At 65.7% G+C, this 26048-nt stretch carries 23 protein-coding genes; 4 read left to right on the top strand and 19 right to left on the bottom strand.

Annotation, left to right across the window (positions count from 1 at the left end; all coding sequences use genetic code 11):
- Positions 1–18 precede the first annotated feature (18 nt).
- The 3 genes from der to ACQY4S_RS24630 all read left to right on the top strand — a co-directional run bounded on the left by der (position 19) and on the right by ACQY4S_RS24630 (position 4429).
- Positions 19–1356: a ribosome biogenesis GTPase Der gene (gene der, locus ACQY4S_RS24640; protein WP_428487825.1), complete on the top strand. Its 1338-nt coding sequence runs from the start codon at positions 19–21 to the stop codon at positions 1354–1356.
- Between the two features lie 429 nt (positions 1357–1785).
- Positions 1786–3192 carry a mercuric reductase gene (locus tag ACQY4S_RS24635; RefSeq protein ID WP_428487824.1) on the top strand — a complete coding sequence of 469 codons (1407 nt, stop codon included), beginning with the start codon at positions 1786–1788 and terminating at the stop codon, positions 3190–3192.
- 262 nt (positions 3193–3454) lie between these two features.
- Complete coding sequence (locus tag ACQY4S_RS24630) at positions 3455–4429, top strand: hypothetical protein (RefSeq protein ID WP_428487823.1); 975 nt, start codon at positions 3455–3457, stop codon at positions 4427–4429.
- A 69-nt stretch (positions 4430–4498) separates the two neighbouring features.
- Here ACQY4S_RS24630 and ACQY4S_RS24625 read toward each other — a convergent pair whose 3' ends face one another.
- The 15 genes from ACQY4S_RS24625 to ACQY4S_RS24555 form a co-directional block, all read right to left on the bottom strand.
- Positions 4499–5290: an ABC transporter permease gene (locus ACQY4S_RS24625; RefSeq protein ID WP_428487821.1), complete on the bottom strand. Its 792-nt coding sequence runs from the start codon at positions 5288–5290 to the stop codon at positions 4499–4501.
- 340 nt (positions 5291–5630) lie between these two features.
- A complete protein-coding gene (locus tag ACQY4S_RS24620; protein WP_428487820.1) occupies positions 5631–6515 on the bottom strand; it encodes an ABC transporter permease in 885 nt (294 codons plus the stop codon).
- On the bottom strand, positions 6508–7584 hold the full coding sequence (locus ACQY4S_RS24615) for an ABC transporter ATP-binding protein (protein WP_428487819.1): 1077 nt from the start codon (positions 7582–7584) through the stop codon (positions 6508–6510). Before ACQY4S_RS24615 ends, ACQY4S_RS24620 begins: the two co-directional genes overlap by 8 nt.
- Complete coding sequence (locus tag ACQY4S_RS24610) at positions 7581–8669, bottom strand: ABC transporter substrate-binding protein (RefSeq protein WP_428487818.1); 1089 nt, start codon at positions 8667–8669, stop codon at positions 7581–7583. Before ACQY4S_RS24610 ends, ACQY4S_RS24615 begins: the two co-directional genes overlap by 4 nt.
- A gap of 4 nt (positions 8670–8673) precedes the next feature.
- Entirely contained in the window at positions 8674–9987 is a 1314-nt protein-coding gene (locus ACQY4S_RS24605) for an NtaA/DmoA family FMN-dependent monooxygenase (protein ID WP_428487817.1), read from the bottom strand.
- 64 nt (positions 9988–10051) lie between these two features.
- A complete protein-coding gene (locus tag ACQY4S_RS24600; protein ID WP_428487816.1) occupies positions 10052–11332 on the bottom strand; it encodes an NAD(P)/FAD-dependent oxidoreductase in 1281 nt (426 codons plus the stop codon).
- 109 nt (positions 11333–11441) lie between these two features.
- A complete protein-coding gene (locus tag ACQY4S_RS24595) occupies positions 11442–12416 on the bottom strand; it encodes an oligopeptide/dipeptide ABC transporter ATP-binding protein (protein WP_428487815.1) in 975 nt (324 codons plus the stop codon).
- Positions 12413–13450, bottom strand: a complete 1038-nt coding sequence (locus ACQY4S_RS24590; protein ID WP_428487814.1) for an ABC transporter ATP-binding protein — start codon at positions 13448–13450, stop codon at positions 12413–12415. Before ACQY4S_RS24590 ends, ACQY4S_RS24595 begins: the two co-directional genes overlap by 4 nt.
- Positions 13447–14331, bottom strand: a complete 885-nt coding sequence (locus tag ACQY4S_RS24585) for an ABC transporter permease (protein ID WP_428487813.1) — start codon at positions 14329–14331, stop codon at positions 13447–13449. The genes ACQY4S_RS24590 and ACQY4S_RS24585 overlap by 4 nt, the downstream gene beginning before the upstream one ends.
- A complete protein-coding gene (locus tag ACQY4S_RS24580) occupies positions 14328–15278 on the bottom strand; it encodes an ABC transporter permease (RefSeq protein WP_428487812.1) in 951 nt (316 codons plus the stop codon). The genes ACQY4S_RS24585 and ACQY4S_RS24580 overlap by 4 nt, the downstream gene beginning before the upstream one ends.
- On the bottom strand, positions 15278–16831 hold the full coding sequence (locus ACQY4S_RS24575) for an ABC transporter substrate-binding protein (protein ID WP_428487811.1): 1554 nt from the start codon (positions 16829–16831) through the stop codon (positions 15278–15280). The genes ACQY4S_RS24580 and ACQY4S_RS24575 overlap by 1 nt, the downstream gene beginning before the upstream one ends.
- Before the next feature lie 82 nt (positions 16832–16913).
- Positions 16914–17915, bottom strand: a complete 1002-nt coding sequence (locus tag ACQY4S_RS24570; RefSeq protein ID WP_428487810.1) for an isopenicillin N synthase family dioxygenase — start codon at positions 17913–17915, stop codon at positions 16914–16916.
- Positions 17916–18167: 252 nt separating this feature from the next.
- Positions 18168–18413 (bottom strand): DUF29 family protein, encoded by a 246-nt coding sequence (locus ACQY4S_RS24565; RefSeq protein ID WP_428487809.1) that lies wholly within the window; start codon positions 18411–18413, stop codon positions 18168–18170.
- Positions 18400–18855: a DUF29 domain-containing protein gene (locus tag ACQY4S_RS24560; protein ID WP_428487808.1), complete on the bottom strand. Its 456-nt coding sequence runs from the start codon at positions 18853–18855 to the stop codon at positions 18400–18402. The genes ACQY4S_RS24565 and ACQY4S_RS24560 overlap by 14 nt, the downstream gene beginning before the upstream one ends.
- Positions 18856–18903: 48 nt before the next feature.
- Positions 18904–20265 (bottom strand): MmgE/PrpD family protein, encoded by a 1362-nt coding sequence (locus ACQY4S_RS24555; protein ID WP_428487807.1) that lies wholly within the window; start codon positions 20263–20265, stop codon positions 18904–18906.
- 115 nt (positions 20266–20380) lie between these two features.
- Here ACQY4S_RS24555 and rutA point away from each other — a divergent pair, with 115 nt between their 5' ends.
- On the top strand, positions 20381–21460 hold the full coding sequence (gene rutA / locus ACQY4S_RS24550) for a pyrimidine utilization protein A (RefSeq protein ID WP_428487806.1): 1080 nt from the start codon (positions 20381–20383) through the stop codon (positions 21458–21460).
- Between the two features lie 78 nt (positions 21461–21538).
- Here rutA and ACQY4S_RS24545 read toward each other — a convergent pair whose 3' ends face one another.
- The 4 genes from ACQY4S_RS24545 to ACQY4S_RS24530 all read right to left on the bottom strand — a co-directional run bounded on the left by ACQY4S_RS24545 (position 21539) and on the right by ACQY4S_RS24530 (position 25474).
- A complete protein-coding gene (locus ACQY4S_RS24545; RefSeq protein WP_428487805.1) occupies positions 21539–22111 on the bottom strand; it encodes a TMEM175 family protein in 573 nt (190 codons plus the stop codon).
- 86 nt (positions 22112–22197) lie between these two features.
- Complete coding sequence (locus tag ACQY4S_RS24540) at positions 22198–23163, bottom strand: D-2-hydroxyacid dehydrogenase family protein (RefSeq protein WP_428487804.1); 966 nt, start codon at positions 23161–23163, stop codon at positions 22198–22200.
- Positions 23164–23356: 193 nt separating this feature from the next.
- Positions 23357–24127 carry an isochorismatase family protein gene (locus ACQY4S_RS24535; protein ID WP_428487803.1) on the bottom strand — a complete coding sequence of 257 codons (771 nt, stop codon included), beginning with the start codon at positions 24125–24127 and terminating at the stop codon, positions 23357–23359.
- A gap of 12 nt (positions 24128–24139) precedes the next feature.
- On the bottom strand, positions 24140–25474 hold the full coding sequence (locus tag ACQY4S_RS24530) for an amidase (protein ID WP_428487802.1): 1335 nt from the start codon (positions 25472–25474) through the stop codon (positions 24140–24142).
- Positions 25475–26048: the final 574 nt, after the last annotated feature.

Here is a 26048-nt window from a genome sequence, read left to right as displayed (position 1 = left end):
CCACGTCGGAGGACGCCCATGCCGCCCATCGTCGTGATCGCCGGACGCCCGAACGTCGGAAAATCCACGCTGTTCAACCGCCTCGCGGGCCGGCGGATCGCGCTGGTCGCCGACACCCCCGGCGTCACCCGCGATCGCAAGCAGGCCGAGGCTCGGCTGCGCGGCCGCGACGTCACGCTGATCGACACCGCCGGGCTGGAGGAAGCCGCGCCGGAGACCCTGGCCGGCCGGCTGCGCGCCGGGTCGGCCAGCGCGGTGGAACAGGCGGATCTGGTGCTGTTCGTGCTGGATGCCCGCACTGGCGTCACGCCGGCCGACCGGCATTTCGCCCAGTGGCTGCGCCGCCAGGGCAAGCCGGTGCTGCTGGTCGCGAACAAGGCGGAAGGTCGCGCGGCGACCTCGGCCATTCTGGAGGCTTATGCGCTGGGACTGGGCGATCCGGTGGGCGTGTCGGCGGAGCATGGCGAGGGTATCGCCGACCTGATGTCGGAGATCGCCGACCGGCTTCCCGCTGAACCGCCGGCCGCCGACCCGGACGCTGACCGGCCGCTGAAGCTGGCGATCGTCGGCCGCCCCAATGCCGGCAAATCCACGTTGCTGAACCGGCTGCTGGGCGAGGACCGGATGATCACGGGTCCCGAACCCGGGCTGACCCGCGACGCGATCGCGGTGATCCTGACCGACGCCGACGGCCGCCCAATTGAACTGGTGGATACCGCCGGCCTGCGCCGCCGTGCGCGGATCGAGGCGCCATTGGAGAAAATGTCGGTCAGCTCCGCGATCGAGGCACTCAAGATGGCCGAGATCGTCGTGCTGACGCTGGATGCCGTCGAGGGCATCCACGACCAGGACCTGCAGATCGCCCGCCTGATCGAGCGCGAAGGCAGGGGCTGCGTCGTCGCGCTGAACAAATGGGACGCGGTGCCCGACCGCAACGCCGCACGCCGCGCGATCACGGAACGGCTGGAGGACAGCCTGGCACAGATGAAGGGCATCCCGGTGGTCACCCTGTCGGCGCTGACCGGCGCCGGGGTGGACCGCCTGCTGCCGGCGGTGCGCAAGGCAAGCGATGTATGGAACAAGCGCGTGCCCACCGGCGAACTGAACCGCTGGTTCGAAGGCGCGCTGGCGCGTCACCAGCCGCCCCTGGTGCAAGGCCGCCGCCTCAAGCTGCGCTACCTCACCCAGGCCAAGGCTCGACCGCCGACCTTCGTGGCGTTCGGCACGCGTGCCGAACAGACGCCGGAGGACTACCAGCGCTATCTGGTGAACAGTCTACGGGCGGAGTTCGATCTGCCGGGAACGCCGATCCGGTTGCAGTTCCGGGGAACGAAGAATCCGTTCGCGGAGGCGTAGCGGACGAGTTCTTCAGGCGGCTGGCGTTTCGTGCCACGGCGGTCCGGATGAAATATGGCCCTTCGCATTGGGCGAAGCATGGCCCCGGCGATCTAGACACTGCGAACGGTGCGCTTTATGACCAGAACAATTTCCGATCACGTTGCGCCAACTCGTCATGGCCGGCGACCAGGCATGCGAGGGAGGGTTGTCTCGCCCCTGGCCGTTGGTGAGAAGATCGCCCGGACCAGCCGAACCATGATGGATTATAGCGTGATCGCCGGAGGCTGACCCAGTCAGAAGGCGTGAATCACGCGATCAAACAATGAGTTAGACCATGATCCGACACCGGCAATGATGCAACGTTAAACGATCATGGTCTAAGGTGGAGCCACCTGATTGGAACCGCCCTGGCAGGCGCCGAGGGCTGCAACCTGAAAGGAGATCACCATGGCTGACCCCGAGCGGTTCGACGCCCTGATCCTTGGCAGCGGAGAAGGCGGTAAATATCTGGCCTGGCACCTCGCACGATCCGGCCGGCGAACCGCCGTCATCGAACGGCGACTGGTTGGCGGCGCCTGCCCCAACACCAATTGCCTGCCCAGCAAGAACGAGATCTGGAGCGCCAAGGTTGCTGACCTGGCGCGTCATGCGAGACAATTCGGCACGACGACAGGCCCGGTCGCCGTCGACATGGTGCAAGTGCGGCAGCGCAAGCGCGACATGGTCGCGGGCCTCGTCGACCTGCATCTGCAGCTCTACAAGGCAAGCGGCGCCGAACTGGTCATGGGACAAGGCTGCTTCGTCGCGCCAAAGACGCTCGAGGTGCGCTTGAACGATGGCGGCAGCCGCGTCATGGCAGGCGATCAGGTGTTCATCAATGTCGGCACCCACCCGGCGATTCCGGGCATTCCCGGCCTGGAGGCCGCGCTGCCGCTCACGAATATCGAGGCGCTGGAACTTGACGAACTGCCCGACCACCTGCTTGTGCTCGGCGGCGGCTATGTTGGCCTGGAATTCGCGCAGGCCTATCGCCGCTTCGGCAGCCGGGTCACGATCATCGAGCATGGGCCGCGGCTTGCTGGGCGGGAGGACCCGGATGTCGCCGATGAGGTGCGGCGTGTCCTGAGCGACGAGGGTGTCGACATCGTTGTTTCGGCGACGGTGCATCGCGTGCAGGGGCGGTCCGGGCAAGCTGTCGGCGTTGTCGTGGAGACGTCGCAAGGGACGCGGACCATTGAAGGCAGCCACATCCTGGTCGCCACCGGGCGAATTCCCAACACCGCCGGCGCGGGATTAGACGTGGCTGGGGTCGCGTTGAACGACCATGGCTTTATCCAGGTCAACGAGCGGTTGGAGACGAGCGCGCCCGATGTCTGGGCGATCGGCGAATGCGCCGGCAGCCCCCAGTTCACGCATGTGTCTTTCGATGATTTCCGGGTCATCCGGGACAATCTGGCCGGCATGAACCGGTCCACGCGCGACCGCCTGGTGCCCTATTGCATGTTCACCGATCCGCCGCTCGGACGGGTGGGATTGAGCGAGGCGGAAGCGCAGCGCCAGGGCATCGCGTTCCGCATTGCAAAGCTGCCGATGGCGTTCGTTCTGCGCACCCGGACATTGGACGAGACGAAGGGCTTCATGAAAATGCTGATCGCCGCTGACAGCGATCGCATCCTTGGTTTCGCCATGGTGGGTCCAGAGGCTGGCGAGGTCATGGCCGTGGTGCAGACCGCCATGCTGGCCGGGCTGCCTTTCACCGCTTTGCGCGACGCCATTATCGCGCATCCGACCATGGCGGAGGGATTGGGCCCGCTGCTGTCGAGCGTGGCGCCTCGGCCTGGGAACGCGAGATAATGGAATGATAGTCGTCCGCTAGAGGGATTTGATCTGTTGGGAGAGATCAGGCGGCGGCTCCGCGGGACGGAGCATCCGTTCACGGAAACGCGGGCTTCGATGCGCGAGGCTGGCTGATACAACCCTGTAGGGCTGAACGCGCGTGGCCTATGGTGAAGGTATCGGATCAGGATCGTGAGCAATGGGCTCATTGCCGTACGCGGCCAGCGCTGAACACCTTACCACGGCTCTGCAACGATGCGGTCTGCTCGGTGATACGTGCGTGCGCGATGTGCTTGTCGCCAGCGAGCGGGATCTGATCCTCTCCAGGATCATCCGGTTGCGCCTGACCTACAGCGGCATCGCACCCGTCGCTCCGGCCTCGGTCATCCTGAAAACCGCGGTTCCCGCGCGGATCGACGGTGCCTGGCAGGGCGGCCGGCAGGAGGTGGCCTTCTACACCCGCATTGCGCCGTCTCTGCCGGCGCGCCTCGTGCCAGGTTGTTTTGAGGCACACTATGACGAAGCCAAGCACGGCTGGCACTTGCTGCTTGAAGACCTTACGGACTCGCACATCCTCCCGACCCAGTGGCCGCTGCCACCGACGCGGACACAGTGCGAGGCCATCCTGACGGCGCTGGCGCGGTTTCATGCCACATGGTGGGACGACCCGCGATTGGGAACCTCGGTCGGAAGCTGGTTTGATGTCGCGGCGATGGACCGACGCACGAAATGGTCCGCTGAACAATTCACCCGCTTTGCTGATCGATTAGGTGATGACCTGCCACCGGCGCGGCGTGATCTGTACCAGCGGCTGTTTCGCGCCGCGCCTCGGCTGCACCGGCGCTATCACAGCCACAGGAACATGACGATCGGTCACGGCGATGCGCATGTCTGGAACTGCTTGCTGCCACGCGACGGTGGCGACGATGTCCGCTTGCTTGACTGGGACGGTTGGCGCGTCAATGTTCCGACCAATGACCTCGCCTACATGATGGCGGTTCACTGGTATCCTGACCGGCGGCATCGGCTGGAACGAACGCTGCTGGATCATTACCATGCGGTGCTGCTGGCGCACGGCGTCAGCGGCTACGATCGCCATGACCTGGACGAGGATTACCGCCTGTCCGTGCTGTGGCAGATGATTACGCCGGTGTGGCAGGCGGCAAACAATATCCCGCCAATGATCTGGTGGAGCCACCTCCAGCGTATTCTGCTGGCTGTTGACGATCTTCACTGCCGGGATTTGCTGGAATGAGCCTGCTTGCGGCCGCATGCGGGCCTGGCGTCCGGCGCACCGCCATGCGGACAGCTCGGCTGTCCGCGTTCAGCCGAGACGCAACCGATCGGCTCGCCGCCGAAGCAGATGCGCCCACAATAGCGGCGCCACCGTCAGCACGATGGTTAAGGTCGACACGGCGGCGATGGTCGGGTCCAGCGCGTAGCGAAGATCCTCCCACATTCGTCGTGGCAAGGTGACCGCGTTGGCGCCGGACAGGAACAGCGCCACGACCAGTTCGTCGAATGACGTGATGAAGGCGAACAGCGCGCCGACCAGCACGCCGGGGAAGATCAGCGGCAAGGTCACCTGCCGGAAGGTGCCGAACGGCGTCGCCCCCAGGCTAAGTGCCGCCTGTTCCAGCCGCCGGTCAAAGCCCGCCAGGCTGGCGCCGACGCTGGTCACCACGAATGGCACCGCCAGACAGGTATGCGCCAGCACCAGCCCGGCCGGCGTGCCGACCAGCCCATATTTGGCGAACGCGTAGTAGACGCCGATCGCCACGATGATCACCGGCATGATCAGCGGCGACAGGATCACGCCGGTCGCCAGCATGCGCGCCAGCGGCGGAAGCCGGGTAAGGCCGATTGTCGCGAGGGTGCCCAGGATGGTGGACAGGACGACGACGGCACCGGCGACCTCGAAACTCAGCCAGGTCGCGTCCAGCCAGTCGCGGCTGCCCAGATATTCCCGGTACCAACGAAGGCCGAACGCCGGTGGCGGAAAGGTCAGGTAGCTGGCCGAGGAGAACGACAGCAGCACCACCACGACGATGGGCGCGATCATGACCAGCAGAATCAGCGCGACGACCACCCGCATCAGGCGCTGGCCGCCGGTCATTCGGTCTGGGTCCCGTTGTGGCGGAGGGAGGACCGGCTTCCAGGCCCTACAGGGATTGGCTGGGCGAAGGCGTGGATGGCGGGCGACCGAGCGCGCGAGGGAGGGCCTCGCCCGCCATGACGTAGCGGGGTGGCCGGCGCGCCGTGACGTAGAGCGGTGGCCGTGCCGTCATGACACGGAGCGGTGGCCATGGCATGACGTGGCGCGGTGGCCGTGCCGTTACCAAGAAGAGTGGCCGCCGCGCCGTACGGTGAGGCGGTGACCACGCCGTCATGACACGGAGCGGTGGTGGCCATGCCCTGATGTGGAACCGGGGCCCCGGGCGATATGGGAAGCCCGCTCATCGCCCGGTCAGCCGAAACGCGTTGCCCACCCTGAACAGCCGCTGGAACACCGCCATGATTGCCAGGGTCGTTGCCAGCAGCGTCGCGGAAAGGCACGCGGCATAGGGCCAGTTCAACTGATCCACCTGCTGCGCGATCAGCATGGAGATCGTCATGTCGCGCGGCCCGCCGACCAAGGCCGGCGTGATGTAGAACCCCAGCGACAGCACGAACACCAGCAGCACACCCGCCGCCACGCCCGGCATCGACAGCGGCAGGATCACATCGCGGAATGTCCGGAACGGCGACGCGCCCAGGCCCAGCGCCGCCTTCGCCAGGGATGGATCGATCTGCCGCAGCGCGTTGGCGATCGGCAGGATCATGTAGGGCAGCAGGATGTGGATCATCGCGATATGCACCGCGATCGAGGTGTTCAGCATGCGCAGCGGGTGGTCGATGAGGCCGCCGGCCGTAAGGGCCTCGTTCACCAGGCCGTGCCGGCCCAGCAGCACCATCCAGGCGTAGCTGCGCACCAGGATGCTGGTCCAGAACGGCAGCAGCACGATGACCAGCGTGACGGTCGCCGCGCGTCCCGGTCGCACCAGGGCGAGCGCCACCGGGTAGCCCAGCAGCAGCGTGCCGGCGGTGACCGCCAGCGCGGTGCGCAAGGTGGTCCAGAAGACGTGCAGGAACACCGTGTCGCCGGCCAGTTGCGTGTAGTTGGACAGCGTCCAGTGCGGTTCCGCCACGCTGCGCAGCAGCATCGCCAGCACCGGCTCGATGTAGAAGACCAGCATGAAGACCAGCAGTGGGGCGACCATCAGCACCGGGACGGTGAGCCGCCAGCGCAACCGAATGCGCGACAGCGGGGCCAGGGCTGGGAAGGCGAGTGCCTCAGACAACGACGGTATCCGCGGCGGACCAGGCGATGTCCGTCATTTCCCCCACCATGCGGCGGCGGATGGCCGCGCCGGACGGTTCCTTCAGCACCATCGGCGTGCCATCCGGCGCTTGCAGCAGATAGCGGCATCGTTCGCCGGCGAACACCGCCTCGGTCACGGTCGCCGCCAGACGGTTCAGCCCCTGACACGGCGCGCTGTCGGCGAACCGCATCCGCTCCGGCCGCATCGTCAGCAGCACCTTGTCTCCTTGCGCCGGTCGGCCGGGTGCCACCGCGCGCACCATGGTTCCGCCGCAGGCGGCGACGACGATGTCCTCCCCCTGAAAGCCGTGCACGATCCCGGGCAGAAAATTCGACTCACCCAGGAACGATGCCACGAACCGGCTGGCCGGCCGGTCATACAGCGCCTCCGGCCGGTCGAGTTGCGCGATACGGCCTTCGTTCATCACCGCGATGCGGTCGGACATCGTCAGCGCTTCTTCCTGGTCATGCGTGACGTAGACGAAGGTGATGCCAAGTTCGGCATGCAGCCGCCGCATCTCGAGCTGCATGCTTTCGCGCAGTTGCTTGTCCAGCGCACCGAGCGGTTCGTCCATCAGCAGCAGTCGCGGCTGGAAGACGATGGCCCGGGCCAGCGCCACCCGCTGCTGCTGGCCGCCGGACAGTTGCCGCGGATACCGGCTGCCATAGCTCGGCAGGTGCACCAGTTCCAGCGCCTGCCCCACCATGCGCCCGCGCTCGGTCTTGCCGATGCCACGTTGTTTTAGCGGAAAGCCGATATTGTCCGCCACCGTCAGGTGCGGGAACAGCGCGTAGTTCTGGAACACCATGCCGATGTTCCGCCGGTGCGGCGAGACCCCGACCACCGAGCGTCCATCAATGGTGATATCGCCTTCGGTCGGCGTCTCGAAGCCGGCAATCATCATAAGCGTGGTGGTCTTGCCGGAGCCGCTGGGGCCGAGCAGGGTGAGGAACTCACCGGCGCCGACTTCCAGGGAAACGCCGCACACGGCGCCGACACCGCCATAGGCTTTTTGCAGTCCGGTCAGCGTGACGACCGCGCCGTTCATCCCAGCAACCACTTGTTGAAGCGGTTGATCACGGTGTCCCGGTTGTCCACCCACCACTGGTAATCGTACGGGATCAACTGCGAGCGGATCGCCGGCGCGCTGGGCAGTTGCGCCATCTGTTCGGCGGTCATGTACTCAGGCGACTTGTCGTTGACGAAGCCATACGGGATCAGCGAGGACAGCCGGGCCTGCGGGATCGCCATGGTGGAGAAGGCGATGAACTTCATGGCGTTGCTGGCATTCTTCGCACCTTTCGGCACCGCCCAGCAGTCGCGCTTCATCAGCCCCTGCGGCCAGCTTACCGCCGCCGGCACGCCGGCCTTCTGGATCGCCGCCATACGGCCGTTCCAGACGCTGGCCAGCACCACTTCCCGATCGGTCAGCATCTGCGGCGGCACCGCGCCGGTTTCCCACCACTTCACCACATCGGACTTGATCCTGTCGTAGCTGGCGAACGCCATGTCCAGATCGAGTGGATACAGCTTGTCGGCCGGCACGCCGGCGGCCAGCAGAGCGAATTCCAGCTCCGGATTGTTGCCGCTGCCGGCGCCGATCAGGGTGCGGTCGCCGGGGAATTTCTTGGTGTCCCAGAAGTCGGCCCAACCGCTGGGCTTGGCGCCCTTGAAGGCATCGGTGCGGAAGGCCAATACCTGCGCCCAGACCAGCATCTCCAGCCCACGATCGAAGCGGAAATCCTCGCCCACGCCGGGATCGACCAGGTTGTAGTCGATCGGCTCGAAGTAATCGCCCTTCTTCTGCAGGTTCAGCACCGCGCCGCGGCCGGTCTGCGCCAGGTCCCACTCGACCGTTCCGGTGTCGACCATCGCCTTGATCTTGGTGAAGTCGGAGCCGGCGAAGTCGTTGACCTTGATGCCGCTGAGTTTCTCGAACGGCTCGAAATAGGCTTTCTTCTGTGACTGCTGCATGAAGCCGCCAAAGGTGGCGATGCGCAGTTCGCCGGTGCCTTTCAGCTTTTCCGGAATGCTGGTCAGTTCCGGCAGATCGGCCTTGGCCCGGGTATTGATGAAGGGCAACGCCAGTCCGGCCGCGATGACCGCGCGCCGGCCGAGTGTGTGTTTCGTCATTCGACTAAAACTCCAGCAGGTTGTCGCGGAACTGTTGGTGGCTGTAGCTCTGGCGGACCAGGCCGCGGTCCTGCAGGGCAGGCACCAGGCCGTCCTCGATTTCCGCCAGCAGCTTGCGGCTGACGTTAGGCATGGAGAACAGGAAGCCGTCGCCGCCGGCTTCCTCCATGATCTCGCCCATGCGGGCGGCGACGCTGTCCGGCGTGCCGATCAGTTCCACCGACAGCGCGGTGACGTTGTGGTCGGCCATGGTCTGCCGCAGCGTCCGGCCGGCGGCGAGCTTCTTCAACTGGTCCAGCGTCTGCTGGTGGCCGTTGGTGGACAGTTCCGGCAGCGGCGCGTCCAGGTCCATCCTGCCGAAGTCGATGTTCATCAGCTTGCCTAGATGCGCCAGCCGTTGCGGCAGCGCCGCCGCCGCGCGGGCTTCCCGCAGCCGCTTGCGTTCCTGGGCGTCGGCCTCGGTCTCGCCGATGATCGGCGCGATCATGAACAGCACCTTGCAGTCGTCCGGATTGCGTCCGTGCGCCACCATCCGCCGGCGGACGTCGTCGCGGTACGCCTTCATGCCGTCGATACCCTTGGGGTGGGCGACGATGGTGTCGGCGTGACGGGCGGCGAATTCGCGCCCGCGCGGCGAGCCGCCGGCCTGGGCGATCACCGGCTGGCCCTGCGGCGCGGGACCTGAGTTCAGCGGGCCGCGGGTCTGGTAGAATTTACCCTCGTAGTTCACCGCGTGGACCTTGGTGTGGTCCACCAGAATGCCGCTTTTGCGGTCGGCGATAATCGCGTCCGGCTGCCACGATGCCCAAAGTTGCTTGACCACATCAATATATTCGTCGGCCATGTCGTAGCGCAGATCGTGCTCCGGCATGCCGTTCAGGCCAAAATTCATCGCCGCGAAGTCGGAGCTTCCGGTAACCATGTTCCAGCCGGTCCGGCCGGCGCAAACCTGATCGAGCGTCGCCATCAGCCGCGCCAGCAGATACGGCGGATAGGCATAGGTGCCGAAGGTCGGAACGATGCCGATGCGCGAGGTCACCTGCGTCATCAGCGCGGCGACCACGGACGGGTCCTGCCGCGGCACGGCGATGGCGTGCTTCAGGTAGACCTCGGTCGAGCCGGCGTAGCTTTCGCCGACATAGGAGCTATCTTCCAGCAGGATGTAGTCGAAGCAGGCGCGTTCCAGGCAGCGCGCCATGTCCAGGAACAGCTCCGGCTGCATCCAGGTCTGGCCGATATGGCCGGTCCACGGCTCACCCCAGGCCTGCGCGCTGGAGCCTTGCAAGAACCAGGCGAGATGGAATGGCTTTCGCGACATCAGGAAACTCCACCAGTTATTCGACCGCTCAGGCCGGGTTTAGCCAAGCAAATTCCGTGCCCGCCTACAGTCCGAGCGAGTCGCGAATGCGGCCGTAAGCGACGCGGGCGGCGACAGCGGAGCGCCACAGCGCATGGAACGGCATCTCCTTGATGCCGGTGATCGGCATGGCGATCTCCGCCGCCCGTCCACCCAGGGCTCGGCGTGCCAGTTCAGGTCCCATGGCCGAACTCATGGCCACGCCGCGGCCGTTGTAGCCGAGACAGGCCAGCACGGTGTCGGCCGGTTCGTGGATATGCGGGTAATGGTCAGGCGTGATGGCGAGCTGGCCGTTCCAGCCATGCGTCCACTTCACCCCGCGCAAGGCTGGCCAAAGGCGGATGGCGTAGTCGATGAGGTACTGGATCTGGCCGGGTGTGGCGATGTCGCGCTGCATGCCGCGGCCGCCCATCAGCAGCCGGTTATCCGGGTCGAGGCGATAATACACCGTGACGTTGCCGATCTCATACAGCACGGATCGCGTCGGCATGATGCGCCGCGCCAGCGAGTCGGGCAGCGGCCCGGTGGCGGCGATGGCGCTGTAGACCGGCACGATGCTGCGCCGCAGCCCCGGCCAGAGATCGCCGGTGTAGCCGTTGGTCGCCAGGATCAGCTTGTCGGCACGCAGGATGCCGGTTGGGGTTTTTACCTGCCAAAGCCCGCCGTCGCGGTGGAGGCGTTGCACCCGGGTGCCGCCATGCACGGTGGCGCCCTGCTGCATCGCCGCCTGTGCCAGACCACGGGCGTAGCCGAGGGGGTTCACTTGGCCACCGCGGCGATCGAGCATGGCGGAATGGTAGCGATCCGTCCCGGTAGCGTGGCTGACGGCGGCTCGGTCGAGCAGCGTCACCGGCATGCCGCGGCGCATCCCTTGTTCAGCCGAGATGCGAATGTTCTTGCCGGCTCGCGGATGCATGGCGGCGCGCAGAGTGCCTGATTGCAAGGCGGCGCAGGCGATCTGATGCCGCTGGATCAGGTCGAAGACGACATTCGGGGCATTGCCGGACAGTGCCACCATCCGGCTGCCGAGGTCGCGGCCGAAGTCGGCTTCCACCCGGTCCGGATCGTGCTTCAGGCCGGGGTTGACCTGCCCGCCGTTGCGGCCGGAGGCGCCCCAGCCTGGCTCATTCGCCTCCAGCACGACCACGTCGGTGCCGTGTTCGGCCAGATGCAGTGCGGCGGACAGGCCGGTGAAGCCGCCACCCACGATGGCGACGGAGGCACGCCGGTCGCCATCGAGCGGCGGCGTTTCGGGCGGCGGACGGGCTGTGTCGGCATAGAGGCTGGGGGGCAGCGGCTGGCGCATGGCTGATCAACGGTGTCCCTTCCTTCGCGCCATGGCCGGGGCGCGAGGCCACGTGAAATCCAGCCTTACCGTCATGACAGGGCGCGGCCATAACGAGAGGCGAACTTTGTCACAGCGCCATCAGGCACGCGACATCATGGTTTGGCCCACTTGGCCGCAGTGCCGGGTCCTGTTCGGTGCAGACCGATTGGGCCAGCGCGCAACGGGCGCGAAAGTGGCAGCCGCCTTGGGTAGCGCCGGCTTCCACCGGCAGCACGCCGCGTTTGCGCCCGCGCCGTTCCAGGCCGCGCGGCACCGCGTCCAGCAGCGCCTGCGTGTACGGATGCCGGGGTGTGGTCAAAACTTGGTCCGGAATGCCGCTTTCCACCACACGCCCGGCGTACATCACCGCGATGCTGTCACAGACCCGGGCGACCACCGCCAGATCGTGGCTGATCAGCACGATGGTCAGCCCGAGGTCCTCGTTCAACTGGCGCAACAGGTTGATGATCTGTCCCTGTAATGAGACATCCAAGGATGACACCGGCTCGTCCGCCACCAGCAGCGCCGGCTCCATCGCCAGCGCGCGGGCGATGCCGACCCGCTGGCGCTGGCCGCCGGACAATTCATGCGGAAAGCGATCCAGAAGCTGCGCGTCCAGGCCGACCTGCCGCAGCAGGGTGGCGACGCGCGGGGCACGGTCCGGCTTATGCAGGCCGCGGGCGGCCAGTGCCTCGGTCAGGATGGTGCGGATGCGCTTGCGCGGGTTCAGCGACGAATGGGTGTCCTGGAACACCATCTGCACGCCGCGGCGGTACTCCAGACGGGCGCTGCCGGCCAATGTCTTCAGATTGGCGCCGTCCCACAGGATCTTGCCGCCGGTGGGTTCCAGCAAGCCGACGATCAGTTGCGCCAGGGTGGACTTGCCGCAGCCGCTTTCGCCAACCAGGCCCAGGATGCCGCCGCGCTGGATCGACAGCGAAACGCCGTCCACCGCGGTCACGCCGCGGTTGATGCCGCGCAGCCGGTCGGTCAGGCCGCGGCGAAGGCGATAGGATTTGCGCAGGTCGTCCAGCCGCATCAGCGGTGGCGCACCAGCCTTCATGCCAGTGCCTTCTCGCCGGCGTGGAAGCACACCGCCATCTGCCGGCCACGCCAGCTTATCGGCGGTTCGTCGGCCCGACAGCGCGCGTCGGCCCGGTCGCAGCGCGGCGCGAAGGGGCATCCCGGCGGCAGCGCGCCAATCCGCGGCGGCAGGCCGGGGATGGTGGGCATCGCGCCGCGGCTGCCATCCAGTCGGGGAATGCAACGGATAAGCTGGCGCGTGTAGGGATGCCGGGGTGCCGCGAACAGGTCCCGGACATCGCCGGTTTCCACCACGCGGCCGGCGTACATCACTGTCACCCGAGTGGAGATCTCGGCGACCAGTTCCAGATTGTGGCTGATGAACAGGATGGCGATGCCGAACTCGGCGCGGATACGGTCCAGCAGGTCCATCACCTGCGCCTGCACCGTCACATCCAGCGCGGTGGTCGGCTCATCGGCGATCAGCAGGCTAGGATTGCAGGACACCGCCAGCGCGATCATCACCCGCTGGCGCATGCCGCCTGACAATTCATGTGGATAGGCCAGCAGGCGCTGGCGCGGATAGGGAATGCCGACCAGGGCGAGCAACTCCTCCGCCCGGGTCATCGCGGCCCTGCGGCTGATCGCCTGGTGCGCGCGGATGGCGTCCAGCAACTGCCGGCCAACCGACATGGCGGGATTGAGCGCGGTCAGCGGGTCCTGGAAAATCATGCCGATCTGGCTGCCACGCAGCGCGTTGATCTGGCGTATGCCCTGAGTTGCAAGATCGTTGCCGCGGAACAGGATGCGGCCGCTGGTGATGCCGCCGCCGGTCGGCAGCAGCCGCATGATCGCCAGCGCGGTCATGCTCTTGCCGGAGCCGGATTCGCCGACCAGCCCGACAACCTCACCCGGCGCCACCCGCAGATCGACGCCGCGCACCACGTCGCGCATCGTATCGCCGGAGCGGAAGCCGACGTGCAGTCCGTCGATACGCAGCAGGTCCACCACCCTGCCATCAGCGGTCATGTCGCCACGGGGCATTCCATCAGCGGGCATTGCATCCGCTGTCATGCAGTCAGCGCCTGGGCGGTGTGGCGGGGGTCCAGCACGTCACGCAGGCCGTCACCCAGCAGGTTGAAGGCGATGACGCTGAGCGAGATCGCCGCGCCGGGAAACACCGACAGCCACCACTCGCCGCTGAACAGGTAGTCGCGGGCGTCGGCCAACATGTTGCCCCAGCTTGGCTGCGGCGGCTGCACGCCGAGGCCGACGAAGCTGACCGAGGCCTCGATGATGATGCCAATCGCCAGCAGCAGGGTCGCCTGCACGATGACCGGCGACAGGCAGTTGGGCAGCACGTCCGACAGCATGATCCGCAGGCCGCCGACGCCTTGCAGCCGGCGGGCGGCGACGTAGTTGCCGCGGACCTCGCCCAACGCCGTGGCGTGGACGATGCGGGCCAGCGTCGGGATGTATAGCAGGCCCAGCAGGGCGAGCAGCTTGACCTCGTTGCCGAAGGGGATGCCGGCGATGGTGAAGGGGCCGACGCCCAGGATGCCGACCAGGGCGATGGCCCAGATCAGCAGCGGGATCGCCGCCATCGCGTCGAGCACGCGCATCAGCAACTGCTCCAGCCAGCCGCCGTTGAAGAACCCGGCCAGCAGGCCCAGCGTGATGCCGCCAAACGTGCCGATCACCACCGCCAGCGCCGATACCTCCAGCGACGCTCGGCCGCCCCAGATGACGCGGCTGAGCACGTCGCGGCCGGACTGGTCGGTGCCGAACGGGTGCGCCGCGCTGGGATCTTCCAGCACCGCGGTCATGTCGACCTGCAACGGATCGTAGGGTGCCACCAGCGGCGCGGCGAGGCCGCCGGCGACGATCAGCAGCACCAGGCACGCACCGATCAGCCCGGCGGGGCCGCCGCACAGCGCGGCCAGGCGCCGGATCATGGGCGCACCGCGGCGAGGCGGGGATTGAGCCACGCATTGGTCAGGTCGGCGATCAGGTTGGCCAGGATGAAGATGAAGGTGAACACCATGACGACGCCCTGGACCAGCACGAAATCGCGCTGCTGGATCGCCGTCAGCAGGGCGCGCGACAGGCCGTCGATGTTGAACACCGCCTCGATCACCAAGGCCCAGCCGAACATGTAGCCGAACGACATGCCGGCGATGGTGACGACCGGAACCAGGGCGTTGCGCAGCGCGTAGACCAGCACCCGCCAGGGTGCCAATCCGGTGGCGCGCGCGGTGCGCATGTAGTCCTGGTCGAGGACATCCAGCATGCTGGACCGGGTCATGCGGCTGAGCACCGCCATGTAGAAGATGGCTAGACAGAACGTTGGCAGAACGATCGAATCAAGGTGCGTGGCGATGCCGGCCGACCAGGGCTGGACGCCGCCGGGCGGGAACCAGTCGCGGTCCACCGCGAAGCCCATGATCAGCACCAGCGCCAGCCAGAAGCCGGGCACCGAGACGCCGACAACGGCGACCAGCCGCACGCCGTAGTCCAGCGGCGTGTCGCGCAGCAGGGCCGACAAGGTGCCGGCCAGGATCGACAGGCCGCAGGAAAACAGGAAGGCGACGACAACGAATTCCAAGGTGACCGGCAGCGTGGCGCGGATCTGCGGTCCTGTTGGCAGCCCGGTGATGAAAGACGTTCCAAGGTCGCCATGCACCACCAGCCTGTCCACCCAGGCGGCATACTGCGCAAGGACCGGGCGGTCGAGACCATGGTCGTGCTCGAACTGCGTCAGTTGCGCCTGGGTGGCGTCCTGGCCCAGGACGATGCGGGCCGGGCTGTCCGGAATGGCGCGGGTCAGCACGAACAGCGCAGAGGTGACGATCACCAGCGACAGCAATGAAAAGCCGGCACGACGGAGCAGCAGGCCGAGCATCAGGACAGCGCCACGTCGTGCACGTTGATGGTCAGTCCGCGGCTCGGCTTGAAGTTCCTGACCCGGTCGCGCCACAGGTTGGCGGCGGCGAAATAGCCGATCCAGGTGTAGTACGATGTTTCCGCCATGTGCTTCATCAGTTTCGCATAGACCGGCTTGAGCTTTGCCTGATCGGTTTCGGCGAAGGCGATCTTCAGCGCGGCCTCGACCTCCGGGTCCGCAATGCCGCCAGAGGTTTTCGCCATGAAGCTGTTGCCGGTGAAGTTGGCCATCAGGAAGTAGGTCGGCTCCCCGGGCGACATGATGTTGGCGAGACTGGCGGTGTAGTCGCCGCCAAGCATGCGGGCGGAGACCGTGGGAAACGGCGCCATGTTGAGGTTGGCCTTTATGTTCAGCTTGGCCAGCTCGGCCTGGATGAAGACGGCGGCATCCTTGGCGTCCAGCAGGTAGGGCTCCGCCGGCAGGTCCATGTCGAACGCGGCGCCGTTGGGGTATTTCGACTTCGCCAGATGTTGCCTGGCCAGATCGAGGTTATAGGCCGACATGGCGTCGGCCTCCTTGTCCCACCACCAGCTTGAGGCGGGCGCGGGGATGGTGGTCGGTTCCACCAAGCCGTAATAGATCTTCTCGGCAATGGTCTTGCGGTCGATGGCGTGGGCGACGGCGCGGCGGAACTCGACGTCATCGAAGGGCGGACGGGTCGGATTCTGCAGCAGGACGGTCCAGCCGCCGAGGGTGGGGATGGCCTCGCCGTGGATGCCCTTGCGGGACTTTAGCCGGCTGAACTCGCGCGGCGGCGGCGCACCGATGATGTCGGCCTGACCGGTCAGCAGGAAGGCGATGCGGGTGGCGTCCTCCGGCACGATCTTGACCACAAGGCGATCCCAGTGCGGCAGGCCCTTTTGCCAATAATGCGGATTGCGGGTGAAGCTGACATGGTCGTTCGGCTTCCATTCCTCAAAGATGCCCAGGCCGGTGCCGACGTTTTTAGGGCTGAGGCGGAAGTAGTCGGGGCCGTATTTCTCACGCGAGCCGGCGGGCCAGACGCCCATGAACTTGGTCAGGAAGTACGTCCAGGGTGCGAAGGGTTCCTTCAGGTACACGTGCAGACGGTGCGGCCCGTCCGTTTCAACATGCGACAGGCGATTGAAGATCGGGCCGCGTGTCGCCTTGTTGGCCGGATTGATGGTGTATTCGATGCTATACTTCACATCGTCCGACGTCACCGGCTTGCCGTCCTGGAACAACACGTCGTCGCGCAGGTCGAATGTATAGACAAGGCTGTCGGTTGATATGGCGGGAAGCGTCTTGGCGAGCTGCGGCTTCAGGTTGCCCTCGATGTCGACCTCGACAAGGTTTTCGAAGATGTTCTGGCTGAGGATTTCGGTATCGTGGCTGGCCATGTTGATCGGATCGCAGGTGATCGGATTGTTCGACAGCGCGACCGTCAGGGTGCCGGTTTCATCACCCCGCGCGGTGCGGACCCAGGCCGAGGACAACACGGCGGCCGCCCCCGCGTACAGCGTCGAGCGGCGGGTCGGTTGATGCGGCATCACGTGGTTTTCCTGCTGGCGTTGATGATGGTCGGGCCGGCATTCGCGCGCGGATGCGGATAGCGCGTGGGAACACGAACGCTCATGCAGCCGCATCTTGCTGATGGCGGTAGTTCATCTTGACGAACCACCCGTAGTAGTCGGCGAAGGTCCGCGGCGGATAGCGCGGCGGGTTGTCCGGCCCGCTGCAGCCTGGCAGGCACTCGATCATCACGTCGGTGTTCGGATCATAGAAATATGGGATCGCATAACGATCGTGGGCGGAGCGGTTGACCGCGCGGTGCGGGGTGGAGCGAAAGCGCCGGTTGGTCCACTGGTGCAGGATGTCGCCGGTGTTGACCAGATAGGTGCCGGGCGCCGGCGGCACGGCGATCCACTGCTTCGCTACCGTCAGGATTTCCAGGCCCGGTACCGCCGACTGCGGCAGGAACGTGATGAACCCGCTGTCGGTGTGCGGGGCGATGCCGAACTGGTTGTCCTCGGCGGCGAGGTCGGGCGGATAGTGCGACAGCCGCAGGTTGATGTGCGCGCCCTCGAACCGCGCACGGAAAAAGCCGGGTGGCATATCCAGCGCCAAGTCGTACAGCGGCAGCATGGACTGGCCGAGACGCTCCATGCGGTTCCAGTAGCTCAGCACCGTGTCGCGGAAGCCAGGCAGGGTGTCTGGCCATTGGTTAAGGCCGCGCCAGGGCTTGCCGGCGATCACGTCCGGGTCGTCCGAGGTGCGTTCACGGCGGATGAACAGTGCCTCGTTCAGGTCGTGCCGGGTGTTGCGGTTGACCTCGGAGCTGCGCATTTTCGCGCCACCCATCGGCAGGTAGCCGATCTGGTGCCGGTTGATCAGCAGCTTTTGCTTCTGCTCCATCGGCAACGCGTGGAACCGCGCCGCTTGATGGAATGTCGCGTCGATCAGCGCCTGGTCAACGCCGTGATTCTGGATGAAATAAAAGCCGATCGTCTCGCTGGCCCAACGCAGTTGATCGGCCAGCTTGCGATCGGCGTTCTTCTCGCCGGCCAGATAAGGGCCGAGGTCGAGGATCGGGATGGTCTCTTCCGGCGGCTTGCGGTCGACGACCCGTTGCATGGATGGAGTCCTTGCGGAGGCCGGCCGCGGAGTGGCCGGCTATCCGGGACCAGCAAGCGGTGTGCCAACCATCAGCAAAGCGTCCAGGGTTGGCGGGTATTCTTTTGGCACCGGCAGCGGCGGCTGGTCGTCGATGCTTTCAGGCAGGCGGTCCAACGCCTCCCTATACAGCTCCGCGAGAACAATCCGCTGGCGCATGGATGGTGAAAATTGCCGTCGAGCCTGACGTCAAAACCCACGGGCCTGTGCACGCTAGTGAGGTAGTTCCCGCGACAGCGGCCAGGCATCGGCCTTGAGGTCATGGACAAGCGACTGAACCAGCAGCGACTTGACGGCATGCAGTTCACCGCGGCCCACGCTCTCGATCTCCTCGATGATGTTGGGCCAATCAGGCGCCTCTTGATTCCCCTGCATGCCGTCAGCCGCGTGTCGCAGAAGGTCCGCCTGACGCTCGCTCCACAGCAGGATGTCCTCGTCGTAGAGGTCAGCCTTGGTCATTACCCGCAACTCCTGTCAGCAACGCGTCCAGCGTTATCTTGCATTCGTGTGGCACCGGCAGCGGCGGCTGGTCATCAAGGCTTTCAGGCAACCGATCCAGCGCCCGCCGATAAAGCGCAGCCATATCGATCCGCTGTCGCATGGACGGCGTGAAGGCTGCAGCCGCGTCCCCGCGGAATCCACGGGCCTCGGCCCGCCAATGCGGCACCTCCCGCGATGATGGCCACGCCTGAACCTTTAGGTCATGCAGCAATGCCTGCACCAGAAGCGACCGTACGGCATGCAGTTCACCGCGGCCCACGCTCTCGATCTCCTCGATGATGTTGGACCAGTCGGGTGCTTCCTGATTTCCGTGCGCACCGGCAGCCGTGCGTCGCAGAAGGTCCGCCTGGCGCTCGCTCCACAGCAGGATATCTTCGTCATAGAGGTCGGCGTTGGGCATCAGATGGTTCCCGCATTGATAACCATCTTCATCATAACCGATCGGGACCTACGCAACCAGCAACCGGATAAGCGACCGCAGGTCCGCCACGTCCTCCAGCCGGTCGACCATGCGGATCAGCGCTTCGGCACGATCCTCCGGCAGCGGATCGGCGGCGAACTGCCAGCAACGGCGAAACTTCGCCAGATGCGCGTCGCGCGACCAGGGCCGGCTGGAATTGGCGAGCATCGCGTCGCAATGCCAGTCGAGCACCCGGCCATCGCGTAGACTAATGCGGACATCCTGCGGCACCATGGCGTTCGGGTCCGGATTGCCGTCGCCATGCACCTGGACCAGCGCCGCCAGCCGATGCGTGTCCGGGTCGTTCAGCGCATCGCCGCGCAGGTGCGCAAGGTCGAGGGTGCCATGTCGCAGCACCTTCGCCACGACGAACGCCGTGCACAGGCGGGCATAGTTCGGCACCGGGTTCGGCATGTCGGGCCGCGCGATCAGGCGCGCGGTCAGCGGCGGCACGGTGATGTCGATGGCCGCCACCTCCTCCGGCGTGAAGCCGTGCGCCTGGCGCAGCACCTGCACGCCCTCGATCGCGCCATGCGTCGCTCTGCCGGACGGAAACGGCTTGTGACTGAGCTGCATGACCCGCCAGTCCCGGCCGAGGCCATCCAGGACGGGTTGCAGGTCGTAGCCGCCCTCCATCAGCGGCAGGTAGCCGTAGGGTCCGTCAATGCTGCCGCGCGGCGCGGTCAGGCCGGTGCGGGCGATGTCGCAGGACTGCAGCGCGGCGCGGGCATTGAAGCCGACCTGCATCGGCAGGACGGTGGAGGCTTCCACATGCGCCTGCATCGTGCCGCTGGTCTGGGCGTACTGGATACCGAGGACGTTGACGATCGTCTCCGCATCCATCCTGGCCAGGCGCGCGACGGCGGCGGCGGCGCCGAAACCGCCGGCGGTGGCGGGACGGAAGAAGCGAAGCCCCTGGGTGGAGGCGATCCCCAGGCCGGCGGACACATCGACGCCCAGGATCACCGCCGCCAGCAGGTCATTGCCGCTGACACCGCCCTGGCGTTCGGCGAAGGCCAGGGCGGCGGGCAGCAAGGTCGCCATTGGGTGCAGCACGGCGGGTTCGCAGACGCAGTCATATTCCTGGCAATGCACCTGAAAGGCATTCAGCAGCGCGGCGGCGGGGGCAGGCACGCGATCCCTGCGGCCCCATACGCTGGCTTCGGTGCCATCACCCCATAGCCGATTGGCCCGCAACAACGCGGCGGCGCCATAAGCGCTGGACCCGGCGATGCCGACGCCAAGCGTGTCGAGGATGAAGATTTTCGCACGATCGATGGCCTCGGCGGGGATGTCCGCCAGCTCGGTGCCGGTGACGTGCGTGGCGAAGACTTCAGCGGCGTTGGGCACGTCTGTGGTCCGCTTCCAGGGTGTCTCCGCCGATCATCGTGGTGCGATCCCTTGTGGTTAGGTGGCATAGAGCGTGCATCATGTGCGCTTGGTATTCGCAAGAGGATAATGGCACATGGACGTCGGCGTCTTCATCCCCATCGCCAACAACGGCTGGCTAATTTCCAAGACCTCGCCGCAGTACAACACCAGCTTCGCGCTGAACCGGGACGTCACGTTGCTGGCGGAGAAGTACGGGTTCGAATTCGCCTTGTCGATGATCAAGCTGCGTGGCTTCGGTGGAGAGAGCGAGTTCTGGGACCACGCGCTGGAGAGTTTCACCCTGATGGCGGGCATCGCCGCGGTGACGCAGCGGATCAAGTTGTATGCTTCCACCGCCGTATTGACCTTGCCGCCGGCGATCGTGGCGCGCATGGCGTCCACCATCGACAGCATCGCGCCGGGGCGTTTCGGGATCAACATCGTCTCCGGCTGGGCCGAGGCGGAATATGCCCAGATGGGACTGTGGCCGGGTAAGACACACTACGAGAAGCGCTATGACTACAGCACCGAATACGTAACCGTCATGAAGGAGCTGTGGGCAACCGGGACATCGGACTTCAAGGGCAGCTACTTCCAGATGACGGATTGCAAGCTGAGCCCAAGGCCGTCGGTGATGCCGACGATCGTTTCAGCCGGGCAGAGCGATGTGGGCATGGAATTCTCCGCCAAGTACGCCGATTTCAATTTTTGCCTGGGTGAGGGTGTCAATACGCCGACGAAATGCGCGGGCACCATCGGCCGGCTGATGAAGGCGGTGGCGAAGACCGGGCGGAAGGTTGGCGCCTATGCGCTGTTCATGGTGATCGCGGACGAAACCGATACAGCGGCGCAGGCGAAGTGGGAATGCTACAAGGCCGGCAAGGATCTGGATGCGCTGAGCTGGCTGGGCGCCCAGGCCGGCGCGGACGACAAGGCGGATGCCGGCGGCACGGCGGCGAGCATGATCAATCCGGTGTCGGCGGTGAATTTCAACATGGGGACCGTGGTCGGATCCTACGCGACGGTGGCCAGGATGCTGGACGAACTGGCAACGGTCGAGGGGATCGCCGGCGCCATGCTGACGTTCGATGATTTCATTGTGGGAATGCAGAATTTCGGCCAGCGGATTCAGCCGCTGATGGCCTGTCGGCAAAAGGTGATGACGGTGGCGTAAGGCCTGCGGACCCGTCCCTTGGAGCAGAGCCGGACGCCCGCCAGCCGGCACCTTGCGCCACGACCTTGACCCATCTCGTCAGGTTCGCCCGACATCAGGCCTGGGTAGGCGTCGCGCGAGGGGGCGGCTGAGCAGCGGGACGGCGAGAACCGCCAACCAGACATAGAGCGCGAGACCAGGTCGCGCGATGCCGACCGCCAGCGCCACGAGCAACAGGGCCAGCGCGAGAAAAGACCGTACGATCTGCAGATGGGTAGCGTCACGGCTAGGAACTCCGATCCAGAGCAGCAGATTCACCAATGCGAGCAACGTGAGATGCACGCCATAGATCATGACGGCGCCTTCCGTCGCGCCCGCACCTGCCAGGCCATTCAGGCTGGTGGAGATCGGCACCAGCACGATCAGGAACAGGAACACGAGATGAAGCCTCGTCTGGTTCGGCGTGACCGAGTCGGTCATCGCCAGCCGTTGTTGCTGCGACACCCAGTATCTGGCGGCGATCGCGAAGCTTAGCACGACAGCGACGAGGTTGCCGTTCATGTCGCGCAGCATGTCGACGACCGATCCTTTATGCGTCTGGACAGACGGCAGCAGCGTTGTCGCGACCAAGGTCATCGCGACGCCGAACATCGTGTCGCTGAGGCTGGCCAATCGATCGGAGGTCAGAAAGATCCTAGGAATTTCACCCCCAAACAAGTTTTTTAATGGACGCCAGGCCGCAGTCCATGCCCAGCCCTCTATTTTGGCTCCACGACCCGGATCGGTTTACCGTCCAGAAAGGCTTGGGCGTTCTCGATGCTAGATGAATACCACGCATGCCAGGTCTCGGCGACACCGTAGCCAAGATGCGGCGTCAGCACGGTATGGCTCGCCCCGCGCAGCGGGTGATCATCTGGCAGCGGCTCGGTGTCATATACATCGAGTGCCGCAATGATGTGGCCGGATTGCACCGCGGCGATCAGGGCGGCTTCTTCAACCAGCGGGCCGCGGGAGGTATTGATCAGGATGGCACCCTGCTTCATGCGGGCGATGTCCTCGGCGTCGATGATCCCCTTGCTGCTTGGCGAAAGGACCATGTGCAAGGTGATGGCGTCCGACGTGGCCAGCAGATCCGCCTTGCTGACCAGCCGCGCGCCGCGCTCCTGTGCCGTGGCTTCGGTCAGGTTCGGGTTCCAGGCGACGACCTTCATGTCAAGCGCGGCGGCATAGCGTGCCACCCGGGCACCAAGGCGGCCGAGGCCAATAATGCCGAGCGTCTTGCCGGCGAGTCCCATGCCAACCGGCACGCCATGCTGGAAGCGACCGGCACGCATGTTCGCGTCCGCGGCCGGGATCGCGCGCGCGGCGGCGAGCAGCAGGGCCAGCGCCAGTTCGGCGGGGGCATAGGGCGCGCCGTTGGCGCTACCCGTATCGCAGACCGTGATGCCTTGACGCGTGCAAGCCTCGACATCCAGCGTGGGGTTGTTACCGCCCGTGATGCCGATCATGCGCAACTTGGGTAGGCGCTGAACAAGGGATGCCGGAAACGGCGTGCGTTCGCGCATGGTCAGGATGATGTCGAAATCGGCCAGGGCGGCGGCGGCATCCTCTGCGCTGAGAGCCTCGGCAAAGAAGACCAGCTCGGCACGCTCGGCCAGGGCGGACCAGTCAGCGCTCTCGCGCGCTACATCCTGCCAGTCGTCGAGAATCGCAATTCTGGTCATGCTGCAACTCCATGGAACGAAAGCGGCGGCTTACGTCATGATGACTGAAGATCCACCATACAGGTCTTTGCCGAGGCTGGCATCGCCCCGCGTAATTGACCCGATGTTCGGCCTTCGCCAAACGCAGGCTCATCTATCGTCAGGCTGGCGGCCGAGCCCCAGGGGCACGCGATGAGGAGGGTGCGGCCGGTTGCTACTCTGCCGCGACCGACCGAGTAGCCTCGCTCGCGCCACTGCCCTTGGGCAGGTCGAACTCGCCGGACGGAATGGTATCGAAGTAGGCCAGAACCTCCGCCACCTTCATCACGTCGGCATATTTGGCGTGCATGTCGCACAGGCTGATGGCATGGCTGGCTTCGCTGCGGTCGAAGCAGCCTTCCTCGGCCAGCACCACGCGGTAGTTCAGGCTGAACGCATCCACCGCGGTGGCGCGGACGCAGCCCGATGTGGTGGTGCCGACGATCACCACGCTGTCACAGCCGAGCAGGGTCAGGTACGATGCCAGGTTGGTGCCAAAGAAGCCTGACGGCTTCTGCTTGTAGACGACGATGTCGCGTGGACCGGGGGCGATCGGCGTGACGATCGCGTTGCCGTCCAGCGCGGTCTTTGGGCGGTCCACGTCTTCATCCCGGCGGCGGTTCTTCCAGCGCCAGCTTCCGGCGTCCCAGTTGTCGTCACGGTATTCGCCGGTGGTGTAGATCACCGGCAGGCCGCGCCCATGCGCGCGGTCGATCAGCGCCTTGATGTGATCGACCGCCACCCAGCTTTCCGCGCCGCAGGAGCTGCGCCAGCGCTTGATGCTGTCCAGGATCGGTTCTGGCTTGTCGCCGCAGAACGCCCAGCTCACGTCGATCACCAGCAGCGCCGGCCGCTTGCCACGATCAGCGGTGGCGCCGAAGCCGCCGGCGGCGAAGACCGCGCGGTCACGCTCGGTCAGGAACTTGTCCCATACGTATTCGGTCATGATGATCCTCCTTCAGTGCCAGAGTTCGCGCAGCGGCGCTTGCGGGTCGGTATCGATCACCGGGGCAAGGGCGCGGGCAATGCCCAGCAGCCGGGTGTCCGACATCCGGGGACCGACGATCTGGATGCCGACCGGCAGACCCTTCGGGCCGCGGCCGACCGGGATCGCCACGCAGGGCACGTGCAGCAGGGTCCACATCGACTGGAAGATCGCGCTGCCGGTGGTGTGCAGGCCTTCCGGCGCCTCTCCCGGCGCGCTGGGCGTCAGGATCACGTCCAGCCCGCGGCCGAACAACCGGTCGAAGACGGGACGGCAGGAATCCGCCAGCGTATAGCTCGCCAGCAGCTTTTCAGGCGTCACGCCGCGCAGGTTCTCCACCTTGTCGCGCAGGTCAGGGGCGAGGATGCCGTACGACGAGAGGTATTCCGGCAGGAACGACCAGCCGCCCTCGGTCTGCACGATGTCGGCGTGCGCGTCGTGCAGATGGTTGAATGGATCAGGCAGGATGAACTCTTCAACAATCGCGCCGGCGTCGCCTAGTCGTTTCGCCGCCAGAGCAAGCGCGTCGGCGCCGGCGGGCTCGATGGCTGACCAGACCGGGCTGCGGCAGACGCCGACCCGCAGGCTTTCGGGTCCGGCGTTGAAGGGTTCGGTGGTCTTCGGCAGGCGGAAGGCTTCGGCCGCCATCATCAGGTCGTCGACGCAGCGGGCGTACCAGCCGACGGTGTCCAGGGTCATTGACGACATCCGCACGCCTTCGCGGGAGACGACGCCCCAGGTCGGCTTGATGGCGTAGATGCCGTTGAAGGCGGCCGGCCGGATATGCGATCCGCCGGTCTGCGTGCCGAAGGCGAACGGCACATGGAAATCCCCCACCGCCGCGCCTGAGCCGGACGATGAACCGCCCGGGGTATGCGCCGGGTTGTATGGATTGCGCGACAGCGCCTTGCGCCCGCCGGAGGCGAACTCGACAGTATCCGTCTTGCCCAGGATCACGCCGCCAGACGCGCGCACGACGCCGATGCAGGCGGCGTCACGGTTGGTGCGCACGCCGGGGTAGATCGGCGAGTTGTGCGTCGTCGGCATATCGGCGGTGTCGATGATGTCCTTGGCACCCCACGGGATGCCATGCAGCGGCGTCTTCGGGTTCACGCCTGGCGGGGCCAGCTTGTCCAGTTCACGGGCGTTGCGGATCACCATGGCCGGATCGACATGCAGCCAGGCCCGCACGGTCGGGTCGCGCGCCTCGATGCGGGCGAGGCAGGAGCGGACCAACTCCTCCGCCGACAGTTTACGTTGTTGGATAAGGGACGCGGCTTGGGTGGCGCTCAGTTGGCAGGGTTCCATTCGGGTGCTCTCCTCACCAGTTGCCCTGGCGGTGCAACGCATGTGCCAAGGGTTTCGCCATGTGCGCTGTCCCTGACATGCTGATCGTGATGACAAACTACGCGACGTCCGTGCCAGGTCATGTCCGTCGGGGTCTGTGCAGAGCAGCGGCTGTTGCCAGCATCATGCCCCGGACATCGAGGGACTGCCCAAAAATTCGCCGTGGATGGTTGATATCCAGGCTATTTGTCGCGTGGATGCGAAGCTGGTCACGACATTTGCATCCACAGCATCCTTGCTGACGGTCCGCGAAGGTGAGGTGACTGGCGTCTGCCACGGCTGGAAACGGCATCAGGCCGCTACACAACCCGTATGACAAGATGGTCAAAGTGAAACTATCCAGCTCGACAACCGGCACGACTTCATGGTGCGATAAAGAAACATAAAGCCTCATTTTTTTTCGAGGGTTGTGGCGCATCGCGACACCCTCAGATGCCGCGATCATGGGCGTTCCGGTATGAAACAAGATCCGCGACGCCTGCGGTTATGATGCTTTCCATGGACGCTCGCGACTTCAAGCCGCGCTGCACGACGG

The sequence above is a fragment of the Rhodopila sp. genome (genome assembly GCF_965276935.1).
Lineage (GTDB): Bacteria > Pseudomonadota > Alphaproteobacteria > Acetobacterales > Acetobacteraceae > Rhodopila.
This window is presented reverse-complemented; position numbering and strand designations above follow the sequence as displayed.

What these genes read in the sequence shown, in the direction of transcription:
- ACQY4S_RS24535 (WP_428487803.1), bottom strand. Translation starts at nt 24,127, where the DNA reads ATGACCGAATACGTATGGGACAAGTTCCTGACCGAGCGTGACCGCGCG.
- ACQY4S_RS24590 (WP_428487814.1), bottom strand. Translation starts at nt 13,450, where the DNA reads ATGACAGCGGATGCAATGCCCGCTGATGGAATGCCCCGTGGCGACATG.
- ACQY4S_RS24625 (WP_428487821.1), bottom strand. Translation starts at nt 5,290, where the DNA reads ATGACCGGCGGCCAGCGCCTGATGCGGGTGGTCGTCGCGCTGATTCTG.
- ACQY4S_RS24575 (WP_428487811.1), bottom strand. Translation starts at nt 16,831, where the DNA reads ATGCCGCATCAACCGACCCGCCGCTCGACGCTGTACGCGGGGGCGGCC.
- ACQY4S_RS24605 (WP_428487817.1), bottom strand. Translation starts at nt 9,987, where the DNA reads ATGTCGCGAAAGCCATTCCATCTCGCCTGGTTCTTGCAAGGCTCCAGC.
- ACQY4S_RS24600 (WP_428487816.1), bottom strand. Translation starts at nt 11,332, where the DNA reads ATGCGCCAGCCGCTGCCCCCCAGCCTCTATGCCGACACAGCCCGTCCG.
- ACQY4S_RS24610 (WP_428487818.1), bottom strand. Translation starts at nt 8,669, where the DNA reads ATGACGAAACACACACTCGGCCGGCGCGCGGTCATCGCGGCCGGACTG.
- ACQY4S_RS24580 (WP_428487812.1), bottom strand. Translation starts at nt 15,278, where the DNA reads ATGCTCGGCCTGCTGCTCCGTCGTGCCGGCTTTTCATTGCTGTCGCTG.
- ACQY4S_RS24540 (WP_428487804.1), bottom strand. Translation starts at nt 23,163, where the DNA reads ATGACCAGAATTGCGATTCTCGACGACTGGCAGGATGTAGCGCGCGAG.
- ACQY4S_RS24570 (WP_428487810.1), bottom strand. Translation starts at nt 17,915, where the DNA reads ATGCAACGGGTCGTCGACCGCAAGCCGCCGGAAGAGACCATCCCGATC.
- ACQY4S_RS24585 (WP_428487813.1), bottom strand. Translation starts at nt 14,331, where the DNA reads ATGATCCGGCGCCTGGCCGCGCTGTGCGGCGGCCCCGCCGGGCTGATC.
- ACQY4S_RS24530 (WP_428487802.1), bottom strand. Translation starts at nt 25,474, where the DNA reads ATGGAACCCTGCCAACTGAGCGCCACCCAAGCCGCGTCCCTTATCCAA.
- ACQY4S_RS24560 (WP_428487808.1), bottom strand. Translation starts at nt 18,855, where the DNA reads ATGCCCAACGCCGACCTCTATGACGAAGATATCCTGCTGTGGAGCGAG.
- der (WP_428487825.1), top strand. Translation starts at nt 19, where the DNA reads ATGCCGCCCATCGTCGTGATCGCCGGACGCCCGAACGTCGGAAAATCC.
- ACQY4S_RS24565 (WP_428487809.1), bottom strand. Translation starts at nt 18,413, where the DNA reads ATGACCAAGGCTGACCTCTACGACGAGGACATCCTGCTGTGGAGCGAG.
- ACQY4S_RS24595 (WP_428487815.1), bottom strand. Translation starts at nt 12,416, where the DNA reads ATGAAGGCTGGTGCGCCACCGCTGATGCGGCTGGACGACCTGCGCAAA.
- rutA (WP_428487806.1), top strand. Translation starts at nt 20,381, where the DNA reads ATGGACGTCGGCGTCTTCATCCCCATCGCCAACAACGGCTGGCTAATT.
- ACQY4S_RS24615 (WP_428487819.1), bottom strand. Translation starts at nt 7,584, where the DNA reads ATGAACGGCGCGGTCGTCACGCTGACCGGACTGCAAAAAGCCTATGGC.
- ACQY4S_RS24635 (WP_428487824.1), top strand. Translation starts at nt 1,786, where the DNA reads ATGGCTGACCCCGAGCGGTTCGACGCCCTGATCCTTGGCAGCGGAGAA.